We start from the raw sequence: 19,443 nt of genomic DNA, 5'->3' as shown, positions 1-19,443 counted from the left end.
TCGTCCGTTGGTCAACCCGGAGGAATGGTTGAAACCGCAAGCTCCCAGATTTCTCCCCTAAAATGTGGGGGTGCCACCTAGTGGTCCCCCTTCGTCGACCGACCCAAGGAATTCATGAGCCCCGCAAACGAAGTACGTAAGTCCAAGGCTGAGCGAACCGCGGAGGCGCGGGAAAAGGCGCGCCTGATCCGTGAAGCACAGGCAAAAAAGGACAAGCGCAACAAGCTGCTGATCGGCTGGGGCATTGTCGCGGCTGTGGTGGCCATCCTGGTAGTGGTGGCCCTGGTGGTCACCAGCAGTTTGAAGCAGAATGCCCCGATTGCGGATCAGGGGCCCACACCGGCCAACGCCAACATCCATGGCGGCGTTACCCTGCTTGCCAACTCGGATGTGGCCAAGAGCGACCCGGCAACGGTGGACGCCAATTCCGTGGGGGATGCACCGAAGACTCCGCCGGCGGAAGTCGTTGCACCCGGCGCGGAAGCGGAGGCCGGCAAGCCGGTCAAGGTGGTCCTCTACGTCGACTTCATCTGCCCCATCTGCAAGAACTTCGAAACGCAGTACAACGACCAGCTCACGTCCTTGCGCAACGACGGCAAGATCACCGTGGAGTACCGGCCGCTCGGCTTCCTGGACAGCCGGTCCACCACCAACTACTCATCACGTGCGGCCAATGCGGCGGCCTGCGTTGCCAACACGGCTCCGCAGAAGTACGCCGACTACTTCAGTGCCTTGTACGCCCAGCAACCGGCTGAAGGCAGTGCCGGCCTCTCGGACAACGACCTCAAGAAGATGGCCTCAGACATGGGCGTGGACATCGGTTCCTGCGTAGATGACAAGACCTACCGCCCGTACGTGAAGTACGCGACGAAGGAGGCCTCGGCCATCGGTGTCACGGGGACGCCGACCGTCTTCGTTGACGGCAAGCAGTGGGGCAAGGGAGACAGCGCCCAGACGCCGTTCCCGGACTTCCTGCAGGCAGCCATCGCCGCCAAGGGCTAAACGCCGGGAATCCTCGCAAGGGCCCGTTTCGGAACGTATCCGGGGCGGGCCCTTTCGCTGTCCGCCGCCGGTGTGGCGGCGTTTTTACCCCCGGCGGGAGTTGGGCTAACCTTATCTAGCGCCTTGACGGCGCAGGCCCCCAGGGGCCACGCCTCCTTAGCTCAGTTGGCCAGAGCACCGCTCTTGTAAAGCGGGGGTCGTCGGTTCGAATCCGACAGGGGGCTCCACGAACCCCTCCATTCCGGCGATTTTGCCCGGGACGGAGGGGTTTTTCGTGCGCGAAAACAGGGCACAACACGCTTACGACACGCTTTCAGGAAGACGGCTTAGGCCCGTCGGCTCTCGGGCCGCATAGGGGAAGCCATGCAGACAAGCAGAAAGACCTTGGGACCGGCAACGGACCAGGGCAACGTAGTGCAGCTCCTGACCACCGAGGAAGTAGCCGTCTGGCTGCAGGTGGCACCCAAGACCCTCCGGAACTGGCGCTCCGCCGGGATCGGACCGACGGCCCTGAAACTCCATAGCGTCGTCCGTTACGACCGGGCCGCTGTCGAGGCCTGGATCGGCAACACTTCGAAGGCTGCAGCCTGATGGGGCGCTCAAGCCTGCCGGTTGGCGCCTGGGGCACGATCAGCGCCAAGAAAGACGCAACCACCGGAAAATGGCGGGCCAGCTGCAGGTTCCGCGGCTGGGATGGTGTCACGCGGAGCTACAGCAAGTTCGGATCAACCAAGGGCAAAGCCGAGACAGCCCTGCTGGCGTCCATGAAAGAGCGCCAGCTGCTCGCAGGTCGAGTGACCGCGAACCCTCCGCTGAACGACGTCGCCGAGAAGTGGCTCGCCAGCATCGAGGTCCCCAAGGTCGTTGTCGACGGCAACGGGAACATGGTCGCGGCTGCCAGCACGGGCGGTATCCGGCGCCAGACCTGGGACCAGTACGAAGGGCTCATCTACCGACTCATCGAGCCCGCTCTCGGTGCGCTGAAGATCAATGAAATCAACACCTCCACCTGTGACAGCTTCCTGCGGTCCCTGGTAGTGGACGGGAAAGGGCATACGAATGCCCGGCTGGCCAAAACGGTGCTGACGCAGATCATGTCCTACGCCATCAGGCACGACTTGTACGTGGGTGGCAATCCGGTGCGTGAGGTCGATCGGCTGAACAGGCTCCGGAAGAAGCCCGTTAGCTTGAGCGCGGCTACCCTGCACGATGTTCGCGAAGCTGTCCGGATTTGGCGGACAGAACCCGGCCAATTCGGTCCCCGCCCCAGCAACGTACTGGCAGATGTCGTTGATGTTCTGATCGGCACCGGGGCGCGCATCGGGGAGGTCCTGGCAATCCGTTTGGAAGACATCGACCTCTCAGGCGACGTAGGAAAGATCGCACTCACCGGAACGCTGGTGGAGCCTCGTCACGGCCCCCAGTACCGCCAGAGCTTCCTCAAGAGCCGCAGCAGCGAGCGGGTCATCCCAGTGCCTCGGTTTGTCGTCGACGTACTCATCCGCCGAAGCCTCGAATCCCCGGAAAACAACAAAGCGGGGGCCCTCTTCTGGTCCAGGACCGGCACCTACGTTCAGGCGTCAAGCGTACGGAGGCAGCTGCGTTCCGCGCTGACCGCCTCCAAGATGGAGAACACGGCCGTCATCACTCCGCACGCCTTTAGGCGAACGGTTGCGTCCCTTCTCGCCAGGGAGCTGACCGACGGGGCCGCTGCCGCCATGCTGGGTCACGCCGACGTCTCCATGACCCACGCCGCCTACATCGAGAGGCTAAGGGATGTGGCGGACTACACCACAGTCCTGAACCGTCTGGCGCCGAAGCCCGGGTCATAGGCAGATCGGTGTTGCTTGTCCGCCTCATGTGAATTGAGAGACCGGCGCGGACGAGACCTGCTGTGCGCTGGAATGAGTCGCCAACCGGTTTGGCACTCATTCCGGCGTTTGCGGGCAGCTGGTTGGACCGTGGCTTCGCGAAGCGGGTGGCCGCACCCGGCTAAACTTCGCTCTAGTTATCGAAGGTCTTGTCAACAGGGGGAACACGCGTGGATGCGTTCGGAATTCGTGAAAAGCTGATCGCCGGCTACCGGTCTTTCACCGAAGGCTTCGTTGACATCCAGGACCCGCGGATCAAGGATGCCGTGGTCGAGCTCGGAGACAAGGGACGGCAGTGGCCCGACCCTTGGCTGTCCCTGAATCCCTCGTTCAGCTCCGGCGGCCGCGTAGACGAGCTCGTCCGGCGTGGGCTCCTTCACCCCGACTGCGATGCCATTTTCAGGCCCAAGAAGGACGGCGGCGATCGGGGCTCGGCGCCTATCACGCTGCACAAGCATCAGCGCGATGCCATTGAAATCGCCGCAAAGAAGGCTTCATACGTCCTAACAACGGGCACGGGCTCCGGCAAATCACTTGCGTACATAGTTCCAATTGTGGACCGCGTGCTCCGCGAAGGGACGGGTAAGGGCGTCAAGGCCATCATCGTTTACCCGATGAACGCCTTGGCCAACAGCCAGATGGAGGAGCTATCCAAGTTCCTCGACAACGGATTTGACGGCAAACCGCCGGTCACTTTCGCGCGCTATACCGGCCAAGAACGCGGAGAAACCCGCGAGAACATCCTTAAGAACCCCCCGGACATCTTGCTGACTAACTACGTCATGCTTGAGTACGTCCTGACCCGGCCGGAGGAGCGGCAGTCCCTCATCCGAGCGGCCTCCGGTCTCCAGTTCCTCGTTCTGGATGAATTGCATACGTATCGCGGCCGGCAGGGCGCCGATGTTGCCATGCTCGTACGCCGCTTGCGGGACGCTTGTAACGCTCAGAGCACCCTGCAGTGCATTGGCACGTCCGCCACGATGTCGAGCGGTGGAACAGTCGCCCAGCAGCAGAGGGACGTCGCCGAGGTCGCTTCCCGGATTTTTGGAACCGTTGTTTCGCCGGAGCACGTAGTGACCGAGACCTTGGTCCAAGCGACCACCAACCAGCACCGATCGGACCAGGATCTGAAGGCTGCTGTGAGAGAACGCGGTGACGCCGAGTACAGCAGCCCCACGCTGGACGGCGGATACACGCTGATGACCTCAGATCCGCTGGCATCTTGGATTGAGGACACGTTCGGCCTGACAACGGAGCAGGAATCCGGCAAGATCATCCGCAGACAACCACAGACCGTCACCCATGCCGCAGAGGAACTGGCTAAGCAGACCGGGGAAACAGCAAGCAGCTGCGCCACCGCTATCCGCGCGACTCTCCTTGCGGGGTCGAGGGCAAAGCACACTGAGACCAACCGTCCGCTGTTCGCCTTCCGCCTTCACCAGTTCATTTCAAAGGCCGGCTCCCTCTATGCCACGGCGGAGTCCGAGGACACGAGGCTCATCGAGACCGACTTCCAGCTGACCGTCGGGGAGGCCGAGAAGCGGCTCTACCCCCTCGCTTTTTGTCGCGAGTGCGGTCAGGAATACCTCATGGCACGGTTGACGGACACTGGCGGCGAATCACGCTTTATCGCCCGGCACGAACTGAAAATGCAGGATACCGGCGGCCCGGACAATGGCCAGGACGGGTATCTGTACATCTCCACTGAGCAGGAATGGCCGGAACAGGCCATTGAGGCGGGCCGTATCCCCGCCTCCTGGCTCAACGAGGCGGTGTCTGGGAATCGAGTCATCGAGTCCAAGCGCAAGCGGATTCCGTCGCGCTACCGCGTCCAGCCTGACGGCGCAGCGGCCCGGGATAACGAGTACACCCAGGACGATGGCCAGCTCGCCGCGTGGGTCCCGGGAAGCCTTGGTTTCTGCCTGAACTGCCAGGTCACCTATGAATCCGCCCGGAGCGGTGAATTCTCCAAGGTGGTGACTCTCGACCAAGAGGGCCGCAGCAGCGCGATGACCGTGCTCGCAACGAAGCTCGTGCAGTTATTGAAGTCAGAGGTCGGCAGCGATTTGAGTCTGCGCGCTAAGAAACTGCTGACGTTCGTGGACAACAGACAGGACGCGTCCCTCCAAGCCGGCCACTTGAACGACTTCGTCCAAGTGGCCCAGCTTCGCTCTGCCCTCTACCGCGCAGTCGCGTCGGCCGGTGATGACGGAGTCGACGCGATGGAGCTGGGTGATGCGATCATCAAGACGCTCAGCCTGGCTTGGTCCGACTACGCGCGGACCGAAGATCCGCTGGACCCTAAACCGACCAAGCGGGCCCTGAACGAGGTGGTGACCTACCGTGCGCTGCGGGATTTGCAGCGCGGGTGGCGGATCACCCTGCCCAACCTTGAACAGACAGGTCTCCTGGTAGTGGACTACCCTCTCGCCAAGAACCTGGCGGAACAAGAGCGCCGCTGGGAAAGAGCTCACTACGTGCTCCGGGACGCGGATCCCGGCAAGCGCGAGGAGATCATCCGGGTTCTGCTGGATGAGTTCCGCCGCGTTCTTGCCATCGACGCCGAGGAACTGACGGCGGACTGGCTGGACCGCGTCAAGAACCGCAGCCGGGAATTCCTGACGGGTATTTGGGCTTTGCCAGAGCAGGAATCTGCTGCCAGCGTCGGGCTCGTGACCACGGAGCCCAAGAAGATGGCTTACCGGACGACTCTCCCTGTGACCTCCTACGGAACATTTGGCCGATGGCTAGCCAAGACGGCCTCGCCCGGCAATAAGCTCAAACGCGCCGAGGTGGACGAGGTCATCGCGTCGCTCTTCCAAATTCTGCTCGAGACCGGCTTCATTGCCGAGGTCATCGAAGGCAAGGTCTCCGGCTACCGGCTCAAACTGTCCAGCATGGTTTTGAGGAAGGGCGACGGCGAGTACGGCGCCCCCGATTTGCTCCGCCGCACCTATCATGCCGACCAGAAGCCCCGCGTCATCCAGTTCTTCAAGGACCTGTACCTGGAGCAAGGACAGGAGCTGGCCGGCCTCAAGGCGGCGGAGCACACTGCCCAGGTACGTGCAGAAGACCGGGAAGCCAGGGAACAGGCGTTCCGCGAAGCAGAACTTCCTCTGCTGTTCTGTTCTCCAACTATGGAGCTGGGCGTCGACATCGCCGACCTCAATGCGGTGGCGATGCGCAACGTTCCGCCGACGCCGGCAAACTACGCGCAGCGCAGCGGGCGTGCGGGGCGCTCGGGCCAGCCGGCCCTGGTCCTGACCTACTGTGCCACAGGCAGCCCTCACGACTCCTACTACTTCGAACGCTCGAACCTCATGGTTTCCGGTCAGGTCCAGCCGCCGCGGTTGGACTTCGCCAACGAAGACCTGATCAGATCCCACGTCCACGCCATTTGGCTGGCTGAAACCCTCGCCGCAACCAGCTCGGGTCTGGGTAAGTCCATGAGCGGGCTGCTCAAGCTTGAAGACAAGAGCTACCCTCTTCAGCCCGAGATCAGATATGTTCTAGCTGATGAACAGGCCGCGAAACGCGCCAAGGCATCGGCAGAGGTCCTCCTGCGGAGCATCGAAGGGGAACTGAAGGACACGTCGTGGTGGACTGAATCATGGTCCGATGCGGTCATTGACAAGGCTCTGGCCAACTTCGATCAGGCCTGCGAGAGATGGCGACAGCTCTACCGGAGTGCCATCACCGAGCAGGACGCTGCACACCGAGCCAGCCAGGATCACTCGACCGATTCCAAGCAACGCGAGGCCGCGGCCAACCGGCACCGCGAGGCCGGGCAGCGCCTGGAAATCCTCCTCAACGACAGCGATTCCAAGGGCCAATCGGACTTCTACACCCTGCGTTACTTGGCGTCCGAAGGCTTCCTCCCGGGATACTCTTTCCCGCGGCTGCCATTGGCTGCCTTCATCCCGGGCATCCGAAGAGGCAAGGACAACAACAGCACCTGGTTGCAACGCTCGCGTTTCCTGGCGATAAGCGAGTTCGGACCGGACTCCCTGATCTACCATGAAGGCGCCCGGTACCAGGTGAAGCGTGTCAGCCTGCCACGGGACTCTGACGGCGGGGGCGTGGGAGACGTTGTCCTCGGTGAGGCCCGTGTCTGCGTTGCCTGTGGTTACTTGCATCAGCGCGAGGCCGGACTCGACATCTGCGAATCGTGCAACGAACCGCTGGCCGGCAGCTGGTCAAACCTGATGCAGTTGCAGTCCGTCATCACGCGCCGCCGCGAACGGATCAGCGCGGACGAGGAGGAACGCAACCGCCAAGGATTCCAGCTCGTCACGAACTACCGATTTGCCCCGCACGGTAAGAAGCCAGGCCGCTCCGATGCGCAGATGCTGAATGGGGAGGCAGCCATCGGTGCAGTGCACTACGGCGACGGAGCGACTGTCCGGGTGACCAACCTGGGTCGACGGAACCGGGCCAACCAGGATCGGCATGGCTTTTGGCTCGATCTCATCACGGGCGAATGGCTGTCGGAAAAGAAAGCCACCGCGGATACCGGAGACGCGGGTGAGGCCACCGACGCGGATGACATGACCGTGGAACAGTCCAAAAAGAAGCAGATGGTGACGCCTTACGTTGAGGACCGCCGCAACATCGCCGTCGTCCGCTGGGCGGAGAACGTGACGCCCGCAGAAGCAACCACCATGCAGTTCGCCATGGAACGCGGCATCGAGGCCGTGTTCCAGTTGGAGGACTCCGAGCTCTCCAGCGAGCTTTTGGCTGACAGTGAGGATCGGGGACGTCTGCTGTTCATTGAGGCCGCGGAGGGCGGCGCCGGAGTGTTGCGCCGGCTGCAAAGCGAGCCGGACGCCATGGCCAGGGTCGCCGCCAAGGCGCTGGAAATTCTGCATGTCGATGCCGCTACGGGCAACGACATGGAAAACAGCTGCGTCCGTGGTTGCTACCGGTGCCTGTTGTCCTACGGCAATCAGCGTGACCACGAAATCATCGACCGGAGGCTCGTCATAGACCGGCTGATGCAGTTGGCCGGCGCTGTCACGGTGGCCGCAGCAGCGACGCCGAAACCCAAGCACGCTATGCCTCCCGGAACTGTGGTTAGCCCGCGGGCCCAAAGCCTCTTGGACTATCTGCTGCAGAACGGGCGAAATCTGCCCGATGAAATCGGCCCCAGCATCGAGGGGAATGTGGTGGATTTCGTCTACACCGCTAAGTTGTCGGTGGGCATTGCTGTGATTGTGGAGGACGTGTCCAGACCTCCCGTCGATGACCTGGCACTGACGTACGGCAACTGGAACGTCATCAGGTGCCGTCAGGACGAAGACATTGAAGCATTTGTTAGTGGATACACGAACGTATTTGGAGTGGTGGAGTGACTAGTACGACGGAGGAGCACAGGTTTGCGGTTGGCTCGCTGGTAGCGGCCCGCGGCCGGGAATGGGTAGTTCTGCCCGAGAGCACCCTCGACTTCCTTGTCCTCCAGCCCCTGGGCGGCACCACCCACGACATCGCCGGAGTCATCCCCTCCATCGAGGAAGTGAACCCGGCGTCCTTCGGTCTGCCGCTGGCAACCGATCTGGGCGATGACCGCAGCGCCCGGCTGCTCCGCGACGCGCTCCGTATCGGGTTCCGCTCCAGCGGTGGCCCGTTCCGTTCCTTGGCAGGGTTGAATGTGAGCCCGCGCCCGTATCAGCTCGTCCCACTGCTGCTGGCGCTCCGCCAGGACGTCGTGCGCCTCCTGGTCGCCGATGATGTGGGAATTGGCAAGACCATCGAGGCTGGACTGATCGCCTCCGAACTCCTGGCTCAGGGCGACGCCAGCGGACTCGCTGTCCTATGCCCGCCGAGCCTGGCCCAGCAGTGGAAGCAGGAACTTTCTGAGAAGTTTGGTATTGACGCCGAGCTGGTCCTGCCAGGGACAGTGAAGCGGCTGCAGAGGGAGGCCGGCTACGACAAGTCCATCTTTGAGTATTTCAAACACACGATCGTTTCCACTGACTTCATCAAGTCCGAGTCCAAGCGCCACGACTTCATGCGGACCGCACCAGACCTGGTGATTGTGGACGAGGCCCACGGCGTCACTGCCGATGATTCCGGCAAGGGCGGCGTCGGCCGCACGCAGCGGTACGAACTGGTGCGGGGACTGGCCGATGACCCGGACCGTCACCTCGTGCTGGTGACGGCAACGCCGCACAGCGGCAACGACGGTGCCTTCCGCAACCTGATCGGCCTGCTGGATAAAAGCCTCAAGACCGTGGACCTCTCTACCGAGACGGGCCGCCGCAAACTCGCGGACCATATGGTCCAGCGCCGCCGCGTGGACATCCGCAGCTACCTGAAGTCGGACACCAAGTTCCCCAGCGACCGGCAGACAGTCGAGGTCGCCTATAAGCTCTCGCCGGAGCACCGGGCGTTCTTCGACGCCGTCCTGAACTACGTCCGCGGCCAGGTGCAGGACACCTCCGGCAGCAAACGCGACCAACGCATCCGCTGGTGGTCCGCGCTGTCCTTGCTGCGTGCCATGGCTTCCTCGCCTGCATCCGCGGCCGCTACCCTGAGCACCCGTGCTGTCGCTGAAGATGCTGAATCGGACGCCGCCGCCGAGAAGCGCGGCATGGCAGTGGTGATGGACCAGGTGGAGGACGACGGCGGCGAAGGCATCGACGTCGTGCCCGGCTCCCGGCCGGATGCCTTGGATGAAACTTCGTGGGAAAAACGTCAGCTCAATGCGTTCCTCAAGACAGCGGGGGATCTTCAGGCCAACCCCGGGCAGGACGCCAAGCTTCAGCTCTTGGTCAAGCGCATCCGAGCGCTCATTGCCGAGGGCTTCCAGCCCATCGTTTTTTGCCGCTTCATCCCAACCGCACACTACGTCTCGGAGTACCTGCGGGAAGTTGGGAAGAGGAAGTTCGACGTCGAGGTAGTCACCGGCGAACTGCCCTCGGAGGAACGCGCCGCTCGCATCGCCGCGCAGGCGGAACGCGCCGGCGACACTCCGAAGGTGCTGGTGGCCACAGACTGCCTGTCCGAGGGTGTGAACCTGCAGGACGGCTTCCAAGCCGTAATCCACTATGACCTCGCCTGGAATCCCACCCGCCACGAACAGCGCGAGGGGCGGGTGGACCGTTTCGGACAGTTGTCGGATACCGTCCGCGCCCTCACCATCTACGGTGATGACAACGGTATCGACGGCATCGTGCTTGATGTCCTGCTGCGCAAGCATGAGAGCATTCGCCGGGACTTGGGCATCAGCGTACCCGTCCCGCCCCGCAGTGATCAGATCCTTGCCGCGCTCCTCGAAGGCATCATGATGCGCGGCAAGAACGGCGATCAGCTGGAGCTGTTCAGCCTCACCCCGGAAGCCGAGGAACTGGACGCTGAATGGCGAAGCAGCGCGGAACAGGAGAAGCTCAGCCGCTCCCGCTTCGCGCAGAATGCCATACGCCCGGAAGAAGTTCAGAAAGTGGTGGACGCAGCCCGGCACAGCCTGGGCGACCCCGACGACGTCGCGGCCTTTGTGAAAGCAGCTCTCGAAGAAACGGGCGCGCACGTCGATACCACTCCCGATGGGCTTGTGGCCGAGCTGACAGCGGCTGTGCCGGGCATCCGCAACGCCCTGGGCTCGGATTCCAAGATCCGCTTCGTCAACGACTTCCCGGCCCCGCACCACACCTCAGTGCTGGTACGTACGGACCCCGTCGTCGCTGCAGCGGCAAACTACGTCCTGAACTCCGCCCTGGACGCGCAACTCAGGGGCAATGAACGCCCGGCCCGCCGCTGCGGATTCATCAAAACCAACGCGGTGGACAAACTTACCGTGGCCCTCCTGATGCGCTTCCGGACCAAGCTGGTGCTTCCCGCGCGGCTCGGCGACAAGACAGACATGGCAGAGGAGGCCCGCGTCCTGGCCTTCACAGGCATGCCGCACAACCCCGTCTGGCTCCCGGAAGATGCCGTCGAAGCGCTGCTCCAGGCGAAACCGGACGCGAATGCCGGCGATGTCACCAACATGATGGCCGCCATCCTCGGATCTCTGGACCAGCTGAAGGATCAGCTGGACCAGAAAGCCCGCGAGGTGGCCGACCAGATCCGTGATGCCCACCGCGAGGTCAGGATCGCCGCCCGTGGCGACCGTGCCGGCCAGCTAGGCATCCGAGGCCTCACGGTCGCACCGAATCTTCCCGCAGACATCCTGGGCGTCTACGTCTACAGCCCGGCCGGAGGCACCAAATGAGCACGGCATTCCAAGCCATCACCGTCGTGGGAGGCGTCGTTCCCCCCTCATTGCTGGGACGCATCCAGGCCGGGGAAGTCAACGACGCCAGGAGCATGTCTCCCGCCAGTTTCCACCTTGCCGGCACGGAAACGGTCCGCGACGCGGCCTCACGGACATGGATGTACCTTCAGGGTGCCTGGAGCGCCTGGCGCGAATCCGACTCTGCCAAACGCCCGGACGGGCAAGGCGCCGGCACCGGCGATGCCCGGCAGAAGTGGCTTCTGGTGCTCCTTCGCGAGCTCGGCTATGGGCAGGTTCCGGTGACACCCGGAGGCCTGACGATCGGCGGCGAGGCGTACCCCGTCTCGCACCGTTGGGAGTCCGTGCCCATACACTTGCTCGGCCCTGGCGTGGACCTGGACAAGCGCGCCCCCAAGGTTGAAGGTGCTGCCAGGCGCGCGCCCCAGGCGATGATGCAGGAATTCCTGAACCGTGAGGACACTTACCTCTGGGCCATTCTCAGCAACGGCCTCAGGCTCCGTCTCCTGCGGGACTCCACCGCGCTGGCAGGCTCCGCATACATCGAATTCGATCTCGAGACCATCTTCGAGTCGGATCTCTATTCCGAGTTCCAGCTATTCTGGCAACTCTGCCACCAGTCCCGGCTGGACAAGCGCGGTGGCTCCGAGGCGCCCCCATCTGACTGCTGGCTGGAACTCTGGCGCGGTGAATCCGTCGAGGCCGGAGCCCGGGCCCTCGACAAGCTCGGCGCCGGCGTCGAGAAGGCTCTGGGCTTCCTGGGCACGGGCTTTCTGCGCCACCCGGACAACCGCTGGCTCGTGGATGCCCTGCATTCCGGGGATCTAAGCCATCGCGACTTCCACAAGGCCCTACTTCGCGCTGCATACCGCTTGCTGTTCCTATTCGTGGTGGAAGATCGCGGCGCTCTCCTTGATCCGGCGGCAACCACCGAGGCCCGCCACCGCTATGCGATGTACTTCTCCACCCAGAGGCTGCGGAAGATGTCCCGCAGCCGCGACGGAGGCCCGCACCCGGACCTGTGGCGTACCCAGAAACTCGTGTTGGGCGCTCTGGGCGGCGATGGCCTCGGCGTGGTCGGCCTGCCGGCACTGGGCGGACTATTTGATCCCGATCCCCGCGCCGCACGTCTGGCTGGGCAACCGCATGGGGACCTCTTGCTGGGTGCAGAGTTGGCAAACCAGGACTTCCTCAAGGCCATCCGAGGCCTGGGCTGGGTGGCTGGAAAGACCGGCCGTCTGCAGCCCGTAGACTACCGACATCTCGGGGCCGAGGAACTAGGCTCCGTTTACGAATCTTTGCTGGAATTGGTGCCCCGCGTCGATACCGAGACGCGGTCCTTTGAACTTGCGCATCTGGCCGGGAACGAGCGCAAGACCACCGGCTCCTACTACACCCCGCCAAGTCTGGTGTCCGCGCTGTTGGACACCGCCCTGGACCCGCTACTGGACCAGGCCGTAAATGGTGCGACAGGACCGGATGACGCCGAGGCCCGGCTTCTTGCGTTGACCGTGTGTGACCCTGCCTCCGGCTCCGGCGGCTTTCTGGTGGCCGCCGCCCGCCGGATTGCCCGTCGCCTGGCCGAAGTGCGCGCCGGCGATAACGAGCCCACACCCGGCGAGGTGCAGAGCTCACTGCATGACGTGGTGGAAGGCTGCATCTACGGCGTCGACATGAATGACCTCGCCGCCGAACTTGCCAAGGTGTCCCTGTGGTTGGAAGCCATGCAACCCGGGAAACCGCTGGGCTTCCTGGACGCACGGATCAAGATCGGCAACAGCCTGCTGGGTACAACTCCAGCGCTGCTTGCCGGCGGCGTGCCGGAGGGGGCCTTCTCGGTCTTAGAGGGCGATGACAAGAAGTTCGCGGCGGAGGCAAAGAAGCGGAACAAAGCCGAGAACACCCGGAAGGCGGACAAGCTCTTTGGCTCACTCGGGCAGGACGCCTTCAGCTTCGGCGGCAGGCAGTCGGCTGTGGCGCAGCTGATCAGCCAGCGCCGCGAACTGGTCAAACCCGTGGCGAGCGCCGAGGAGGCCCGGTCCCGAGCCAAGGCTTACGACGCCTTCGACCATTCCACGGAGATGGAGCAGAAGAGGCTCCACGCGGATGCCTGGTGCGCAGCCTTCGTCTGGCCCCTGAAAGCTGGCGAACCCGAACCCCCCACCTCATCCATCGTCCGGCAGCTGGGCGACTCCGGCTCTTCCGCCGGGTACGCCGGGACAGTGGCAAGGATCGGGCAGCTGGCTGAGCAATACCGTTTCTTCCACTGGCACCTAGAGTTCCCGGAAGTCTTTGGCGACCCTGAGTCGGGCGAGGACGTCGGCGCCGAGGGATGGCCCGGCGGTTTCTCCTGCATGCTGGGTAACCCGCCATGGGAACGGGTGAAGCTACAGGAACAGGAGTTCTTCGCGGCGCGGAACGAGTCAATTGCCAAGGCCCCGAACGCTGCCGCACGTACGCGGCTTATCAAGCGGCTCGTAGAGGATGACCCGATCCTGCACGGCGAGTTCCTGGCCGCCAAGCGCAACGCGGAAGGTCAGAGCGCCAGCATGCGCACATCTGGGCGTTACCCGTTCAACGGCCGCGGTGACGTTAACACTTATGCCGTCTTTGCCGAGCTTTTCCGCAGTTTGACCGGCCCACACGGCCGCTCCGGCGTGATCGTCCCGACGGGCATTGCCACGGACGCCACCACTCAGTACTTCTTTAAGGACATGGTGGATAGCAGTACCATCGCGGCGCTATACGACTTCGAAAATGCTTTGCCCTTGTTTCAAGGTGTGCACAGAAGCTTCAAGTTCTGCCTGCTGACGATGGCAGGACGGCTGGCGAAGGAAGAAGTCGCGTCCTTCGCCTTCTTCCTGCACGATCCGGCTGACATCGCGGTGTCCCAATTTGAGCTTAGCCCGGACGAAATCAAGCTCATCAACCCCAATACCGGGACACTGCCAATATTCCGCACTCGTCGCGACGCAGAAATTACTCTAGGCATTTACCGCCGCGTCCCCGTGCTCATTAACGAGAACGACCCCATCAACGGCAACCCCTGGGGCGTCTCATTCAGGACAATGTTTCACATGTCTAACGACTCTCACCTTTTCCATACCCGGGAGCAGCTGGAAGGCGAGGGCTGGAGCCTCAACGGCAACATCTTCGAGCGGACGGTACATGGTCAGCACGAGAAAATGCAGCCACTGTACGAAGCCAAGATGCTCACGCATTTTGACCATCGAGCCGCTGATGTCATCCGCAGCGCAACGGCCGTGCAGCGACAAAGTCAGCCTCGATACCTCACAGATACGGATAAAGCTGACCCAAACAGATTCGCCATACCTATGTATTGGGTTGCGGCGACGGAAATGGCGGCAGTCTCTGATACGTGGTTGAGCGGGTTTGCCGACATAACGAGTGCGACAAACGAGCGGACCTTGATGTCCACTGCTTTGCCGGTCACCGCCGTAGGGAACAAGTTCCCCTTGTACTTTGTCAAGACCGGCCAGCGCGAGCTTCTGATGGCGGCGATGAATTCCTTCGTTCTGGATTACGTGGCGCGGCAAAAGCTGCCCTCCGTGACGATGAATTATTTTTACTTGAAGCAGTTCGCAGTTCTAAGCCCGTCAATATTCGAGAATCCGACAGCTTGGGGAAATGGAGAGCTCGGAGCTTGGCTTTCAGTGCGAATAAGAGAACTGGTATATACCGCATGGGATATGGAGGGCTTCCCTTGCGAGGGGGCACCGTTCGTTTGGGACTCATCGCGCCGGATGAAGCTCAGAAGTGAAATCGATGCTGCATTCTTCCACCTCTATGGACTGTCCCAATGCGACGCGGAGTACATCTTAGAAACATTTCCAATCGTCAAACGAAAAGAAGAAGCGAAGTTCGGTGAGTACCGTACCAAACGCCTCATTCTTGAGGCCTACGACGCCATGCAGGACGCCATCAAGACCGGTGTCGCCTTTGAATCGACGCTTACCCCGCCGCCCGGCCAAGGCCCCCGCCACCCCGCTAAGGAGATGTCCGCATGACACAGAACTTGAACTGGACTCAGTTCATCGAGTTTGCCGACAAGTTCATCGAAACCGTCAATCTCGCGGCGGAAGAGAACGACTACAAGCGAGTACTGGCGTCAAGGCTCGCGGTAGTTCGGGACGAACTGCTGGCAGGGGATCCTGCGTGGCACCCACACTTCATTCGGGCCCTGCGGACAACGAACCTAGTCAACTACAGAACCATCGGGGCAATGGACAAGCTGGACGATGCTTCGGCGCAGAAGCTGGAAAGTCTATTGACGCGGTTTTGGTCGGGCGAGCCCACAACAGAGAAGCTGAATGCATTGGTCACCGGGTTCAAGGAGCTGAACTCCCGGGAGCTTTCAGACGGTATCGCCACCGGCGTGGGTTCTGTCCTGCTCATGGCTGTGAATCCGACCGAGTTCCCGCCATACCGTCCCGAAGCGGTCCGACTGTTCTGGAACATAATCGGTTTTGACTACAAAGACGCCGTACGGACTCCGCAAGGACGCTATGACGCGTTCCTGGACGTCCTGGATCAGCTCCGGTCGGAGCTGGCTCTTGCGGGACTCGGTGACTTTGACCGCTTGGAAGCCCAGGGCATCATGTGGACGGTCATCAACGCCGATCCGACGGACGAATGGGCCTCCCAGGACGTTGTGAACTTCCGGAAATGGCGCGGAGACAAGGCCGCGGCTGCCGAGGTCGATCTCAGCACTCCTGCTGCCACGATAGCTCCCCAGCTCGAAGCCGCAGGACGACTGATCCTCGAGAGCGGATTTCGCAGCGCGCCTTCCGTCATCGACGGCGCAACGCCAACGTGGACAGTTGAGAACGCTCGCGAGCTGGTAAGAAGAAGCGAGCTCGACGTCGGCCCCGGAACCTTCATGGCGAAGTTCGAGCGTCAGCTGCAAGGTGCCAGCCGCGGCGTGGTCCTCTTGGCGGCGGAACTGGCTTACCTGCAGGTATTGCCCCTCTCAAACGTAGGCGCCCAAACAAAGGTCGCCAGGATCGAGAAGATTCTTTCCTGGATCGAACAGGACGAAGTGCCGCTACCTCCGGCGCTTCAGGAGGGTCTGGGCGCCGAAGGTGCGTTCCACGGTGGTGTCGGATTCAACATCCAAGTCGCAGAGCACATGAAATGGCTCTCTCGGCTCGTTGAGCATGTAGCGACACAACCAATGAGCCTGATTGAAGCCGCGCTTTCGGATCCTTGGGCGTTTCGCGACATCACCCAGTCAGTCCCCGATGACCGCCCCATGATCCGTTACAGCGTGGACTACATCGCGTGGCCGGGATACTTGCCCCCCGTTGTAAAGCGGGACCACCGGACAGAGATTTGGCACGCATTTGCAGGCGTCATTGGCGGTGCAACAGGTCGAAACGACAACGACGAGGCCGCCATTGCCAAAGACCTCCACGCCATTCGACTCGTCCAACAGGGCAACTCGAATGAATTCGTGGAATGGTACAGCGAGCCCTATTTGAGCCAGTGGCGGGCAGGCGCGGAAGACTCCGGACAACGGGCGTGGCTGGTCAGGCAGAGCCAGGCAGGGACGACCATGCTGCACCCGTGGCTTGGGGACGGGTTCGTGTCCACCCCCGCGCAACACCTTGGGTCACCCACGCCAGGATCGAACCTGAGCCAAATACAGGCGGCCGTCAATAAGGGCTACCAGCACATCGAATATTCGGAGCGCAAACTCCGTGCCATGGAATACCATCGCTTCCTCAGCATCATGAAAGTGGACGACTTCGTCCTCACGGCCTTCGAAGATGGCCTCTATTTAGGGGTCGTGACCGGGGAGGCTCACTACGTCGAGGACGCGACGTCCCGCTTGCGACGCGCTGTCGCGTGGCAGAAGACGCCGATCAGCAATGAAGACATGCCAGCACCCCTGCCGCGGCTGCTGGCCGAGCAAGGGTCAGTCGTGGACCTTACCGAAGCACTTTCCATCATCACAGCCTGGTTCGGTGTGGAAGCTGACCCCGACAACGAGACAGAAGTTGTGGCGCCCGTGGCGCAAATCGCCGTCGTACCCCACCTGAAGAAAGCCACGCCAGAGCTGGCAGGAAAGCTGCACGTGGACCTGGAGCACCTGCAGGAGGTGATCCGGCTCCTCCAGACCCGGCAGCAGATCGTCTTCTACGGCCCTCCTGGAACGGGAAAGACCTTTCTGGGAACGGCAATCGCCAAGTTCTTGGCGGGGGAGGAGCACTCCGACCACGTCAAGACGGTCCAGTTCCACCCTTCGTACGCCTACGAAGACTTTTTCGAGGGCTACCGGCCGGCGAAAAGCCAGGACGGGAACGTGGCATTCAGCCTCGAAGCGGGGCCGCTGCGGCGTATCGCCGACGAAGCGGCATCTGAAGGCAACCGCGACAAGCCGTATTTTCTGATCATCGATGAGATGAACCGCGGCAACCTCGCCAAGATCTTTGGCGAGCTGTACTACCTGCTGGAGTACCGCAACGAGGGAATCAACCTCCAGTACAACCCGGACAAGGTCTTCGCGCTGCCGCCCAACCTGTTCATCATCGGCACGATGAACACCTCCGATAGGTCCATCGCGATGGTGGACGCCGCCATCAGGCGCCGCTTCGCATTCGTCGAGCTTCACCCCCAGGACGGCATGATTTCGGGGCTGCTCGAACGCTTCCTCAGAGCGAACGGCAAACCCTCACTGCGGGCCGATCTCCTCAACGCTTTAAACAACGAGATTGAGGATACGAACCGCGACCTGATGATTGGGCCGTCGTACTTCATGAAGCCCCATGCTGAGACCGATGAGGGGCTCGAGGAAATCTGGAAGTACGAGCTGCTGCCGCTGCTGGAGGAACAGTACTTTGGGCGGCTGAAACGGGACCAAGTCCGGGAGAAGTTCGGGCTGGCGGCGATGAGGCGAAAGGCGGCGCGCGCGGTTGGGCCGGTGGATCTTACTTTGCTGTCTGTCGAGCAGGTGCTGGATGGTGAGGGCGCTGAGGAGCTCGAGCAGTTGTTGACGGATTCGGAAGACACGTCCTCCTGATGCTCAGGTCCATTGTCCTCGACGAGTTGCAAAGTTCGGCGGATGCAGTTGAGCTGGATCCGGAAGTCGCCGCGACGCTCCGGGACACCGGGCTGGTGACGGTACTTCCTGCTCACGGCGGATTGTGGACGGTGCTCCCCGCGGGAACTGTGGGGGCTGTCCAGGTGGGGAACCTTCTAGTCGAGGTCACGCCAAAACAGAAGGTCGGTCTCAGCCGGCTGCTGTTCCTGCTCGGCTACGCCACGAACCCGGGCTTCCGTCCGGAAGACGTTGCGGGCATCGAAGACACCGACCTGTTCGCCGCCCTTGGCGAATCTCTGGCCCGCCAGGGGTTGCGGGCGCTGGAACGCGGTGCGCTTAGTGGGTACGTCCACGTTGAGGATGCCCTCCGGACAGTCCGAGGGCGGATCCGTGTGGGCGACCAGATGACCCGCCGCCCCGGGATGCTCCTGCCGTTGGAGGTCGCCTACGACGACTTCACCGTTGACATCGCCGAGAATCGCATCCTGCGGGCCGCCATACGCTTGATGATGCAGGTCCCCAGGCTTTCCCATGACGTGGGTTGGAAGCTCGCCCACTTGGATTCGAAGCTGGACGGAGTCTCGGAGCTACCGTTCGGAGCCACGCTACCTCCCTGGACAGAATCGCGTCTCAACGAGCACTATGTTCCGGCCCTCCGCTTGGCGGAGATCATACTTCGGAATATGTCGGCCGAGGCCGGCCTAGGACGCCATTCCGTCGCTTCTTTCGTTGTGAACATGGCCAAGGTGTTCGAGGACTTCGTTACGACTTCGCTTCGCGAGGCGCTTGACGGCTATCCCGGCGATACCAGCGGGCAATACGAGACATTCCTGGATGAGGCTGAAGTTGGCCAGATGGGGAATCGTGTCCGCATGGCAGTGGACATCGTTCATTCGGTACGCGGCGCACCCGCGATGGTGTTCGATGCGAAGTACAAAGCAGCGTCTGCGGCCGACGGGTATCCCAATGCTGACTACTATCAAATGCTCGCGTATTGCACGGCGTTGACCGTGCCGACGGCATGGCTGATTTACGCGGGGCCCGGCCAGGCTCGGACGCGGCGGGTCACTAACAGTTCGGTGTCCATTGTCGAGTTCCCGCTTGATATTTCCCAGGCACCCGCCGCCCTGTTGGCGCGGGTGAAGACGCTCGCTGAAGCGGCCTATCAGGAATGGGTGGACCGTGGCAGCACGGAGCGAGCCTACGAGTCCTCAGCTGCCGGGAGTAACGCCAGCTAGATCCTTGGTCCGGCGTCGCGGCCGGTTTCCCCAGAGCAA

General features: G+C 62.3%; 8 protein-coding genes and 1 tRNA gene. All 9 read left to right on the top strand.

Annotation, left to right across the window (positions count from 1 at the left end; genetic code table 11):
* Positions 1-114: 114 nt before the first annotated feature.
* The 9 genes from DC347_RS18000 (at position 115) to DC347_RS17960 (ending at position 19,404) form a co-directional block, all read left to right on the top strand.
* Entirely contained in the window at positions 115-1,002 is an 888-nt protein-coding gene (locus DC347_RS18000; protein WP_109863919.1) for a thioredoxin domain-containing protein, read from the top strand.
* A gap of 150 nt (positions 1,003-1,152) precedes the next feature.
* Positions 1,153-1,229: transfer RNA gene (locus tag DC347_RS17995), tRNA-Thr, on the top strand.
* A gap of 136 nt (positions 1,230-1,365) precedes the next feature.
* Positions 1,366-1,593, top strand: a complete 228-nt coding sequence (locus tag DC347_RS17990; RefSeq protein ID WP_109863918.1) for an AlpA family transcriptional regulator — start codon at positions 1,366-1,368, stop codon at positions 1,591-1,593.
* Positions 1,593-2,834, top strand: coding sequence for a tyrosine-type recombinase/integrase (locus DC347_RS17985; RefSeq protein WP_109863917.1), 1,242 nt, complete (start codon positions 1,593-1,595; stop codon positions 2,832-2,834). The genes DC347_RS17990 and DC347_RS17985 overlap by 1 nt, the downstream gene beginning before the upstream one ends.
* Positions 2,835-3,043: 209 nt before the next feature.
* Positions 3,044-8,224 carry a DEAD/DEAH box helicase gene (locus DC347_RS17980; protein WP_109863916.1) on the top strand — a complete coding sequence of 1,727 codons (5,181 nt, stop codon included), beginning with the start codon at positions 3,044-3,046 and terminating at the stop codon, positions 8,222-8,224.
* The gene (locus tag DC347_RS17975) at positions 8,221-11,082 is read left to right on the top strand and encodes a helicase-related protein (RefSeq protein ID WP_109863915.1); all 2,862 of its coding nucleotides are present in this window, start codon (positions 8,221-8,223) and stop codon (positions 11,080-11,082) included. The genes DC347_RS17980 and DC347_RS17975 overlap by 4 nt, the downstream gene beginning before the upstream one ends.
* Positions 11,079-15,131: a DNA methyltransferase gene (locus DC347_RS17970; protein WP_109863914.1), complete on the top strand. Its 4,053-nt coding sequence runs from the start codon at positions 11,079-11,081 to the stop codon at positions 15,129-15,131. The genes DC347_RS17975 and DC347_RS17970 overlap by 4 nt, the downstream gene beginning before the upstream one ends.
* Positions 15,128-18,145, top strand: coding sequence for an AAA family ATPase (locus DC347_RS17965; RefSeq protein WP_109863913.1), 3,018 nt, complete (start codon positions 15,128-15,130; stop codon positions 18,143-18,145). The genes DC347_RS17970 and DC347_RS17965 overlap by 4 nt, the downstream gene beginning before the upstream one ends.
* Positions 18,145-19,404, top strand: a complete 1,260-nt coding sequence (locus tag DC347_RS17960) for an McrC family protein (RefSeq protein WP_109863912.1) — start codon at positions 18,145-18,147, stop codon at positions 19,402-19,404. The genes DC347_RS17965 and DC347_RS17960 overlap by 1 nt, the downstream gene beginning before the upstream one ends.
* The last annotated feature ends 39 nt before the right edge of the window (positions 19,405-19,443 follow it).

The sequence above is a fragment of the Pseudarthrobacter sp. AG30 genome (assembly GCF_003116525.1).
GTDB lineage: Bacteria > Actinomycetota > Actinomycetes > Actinomycetales > Micrococcaceae > Arthrobacter.
Note: the sequence above shows the minus strand (reverse complement) of the source record. Positions and strands in the feature narration are given on the sequence as shown.

Coding starts and splice junctions, on each gene's coding strand:
- DC347_RS17990 (WP_109863918.1), top strand. CDS start 1,366: ATGCAGACAAGCAGAAAGACCTTGGGACCGGCAACGGACCAGGGCAAC.
- DC347_RS17960 (WP_109863912.1), top strand. CDS start 18,145: ATGCTCAGGTCCATTGTCCTCGACGAGTTGCAAAGTTCGGCGGATGCA.
- DC347_RS17970 (WP_109863914.1), top strand. CDS start 11,079: ATGAGCACGGCATTCCAAGCCATCACCGTCGTGGGAGGCGTCGTTCCC.
- DC347_RS18000 (WP_109863919.1), top strand. CDS start 115: ATGAGCCCCGCAAACGAAGTACGTAAGTCCAAGGCTGAGCGAACCGCG.
- DC347_RS17985 (WP_109863917.1), top strand. CDS start 1,593: ATGGGGCGCTCAAGCCTGCCGGTTGGCGCCTGGGGCACGATCAGCGCC.
- DC347_RS17965 (WP_109863913.1), top strand. CDS start 15,128: ATGACACAGAACTTGAACTGGACTCAGTTCATCGAGTTTGCCGACAAG.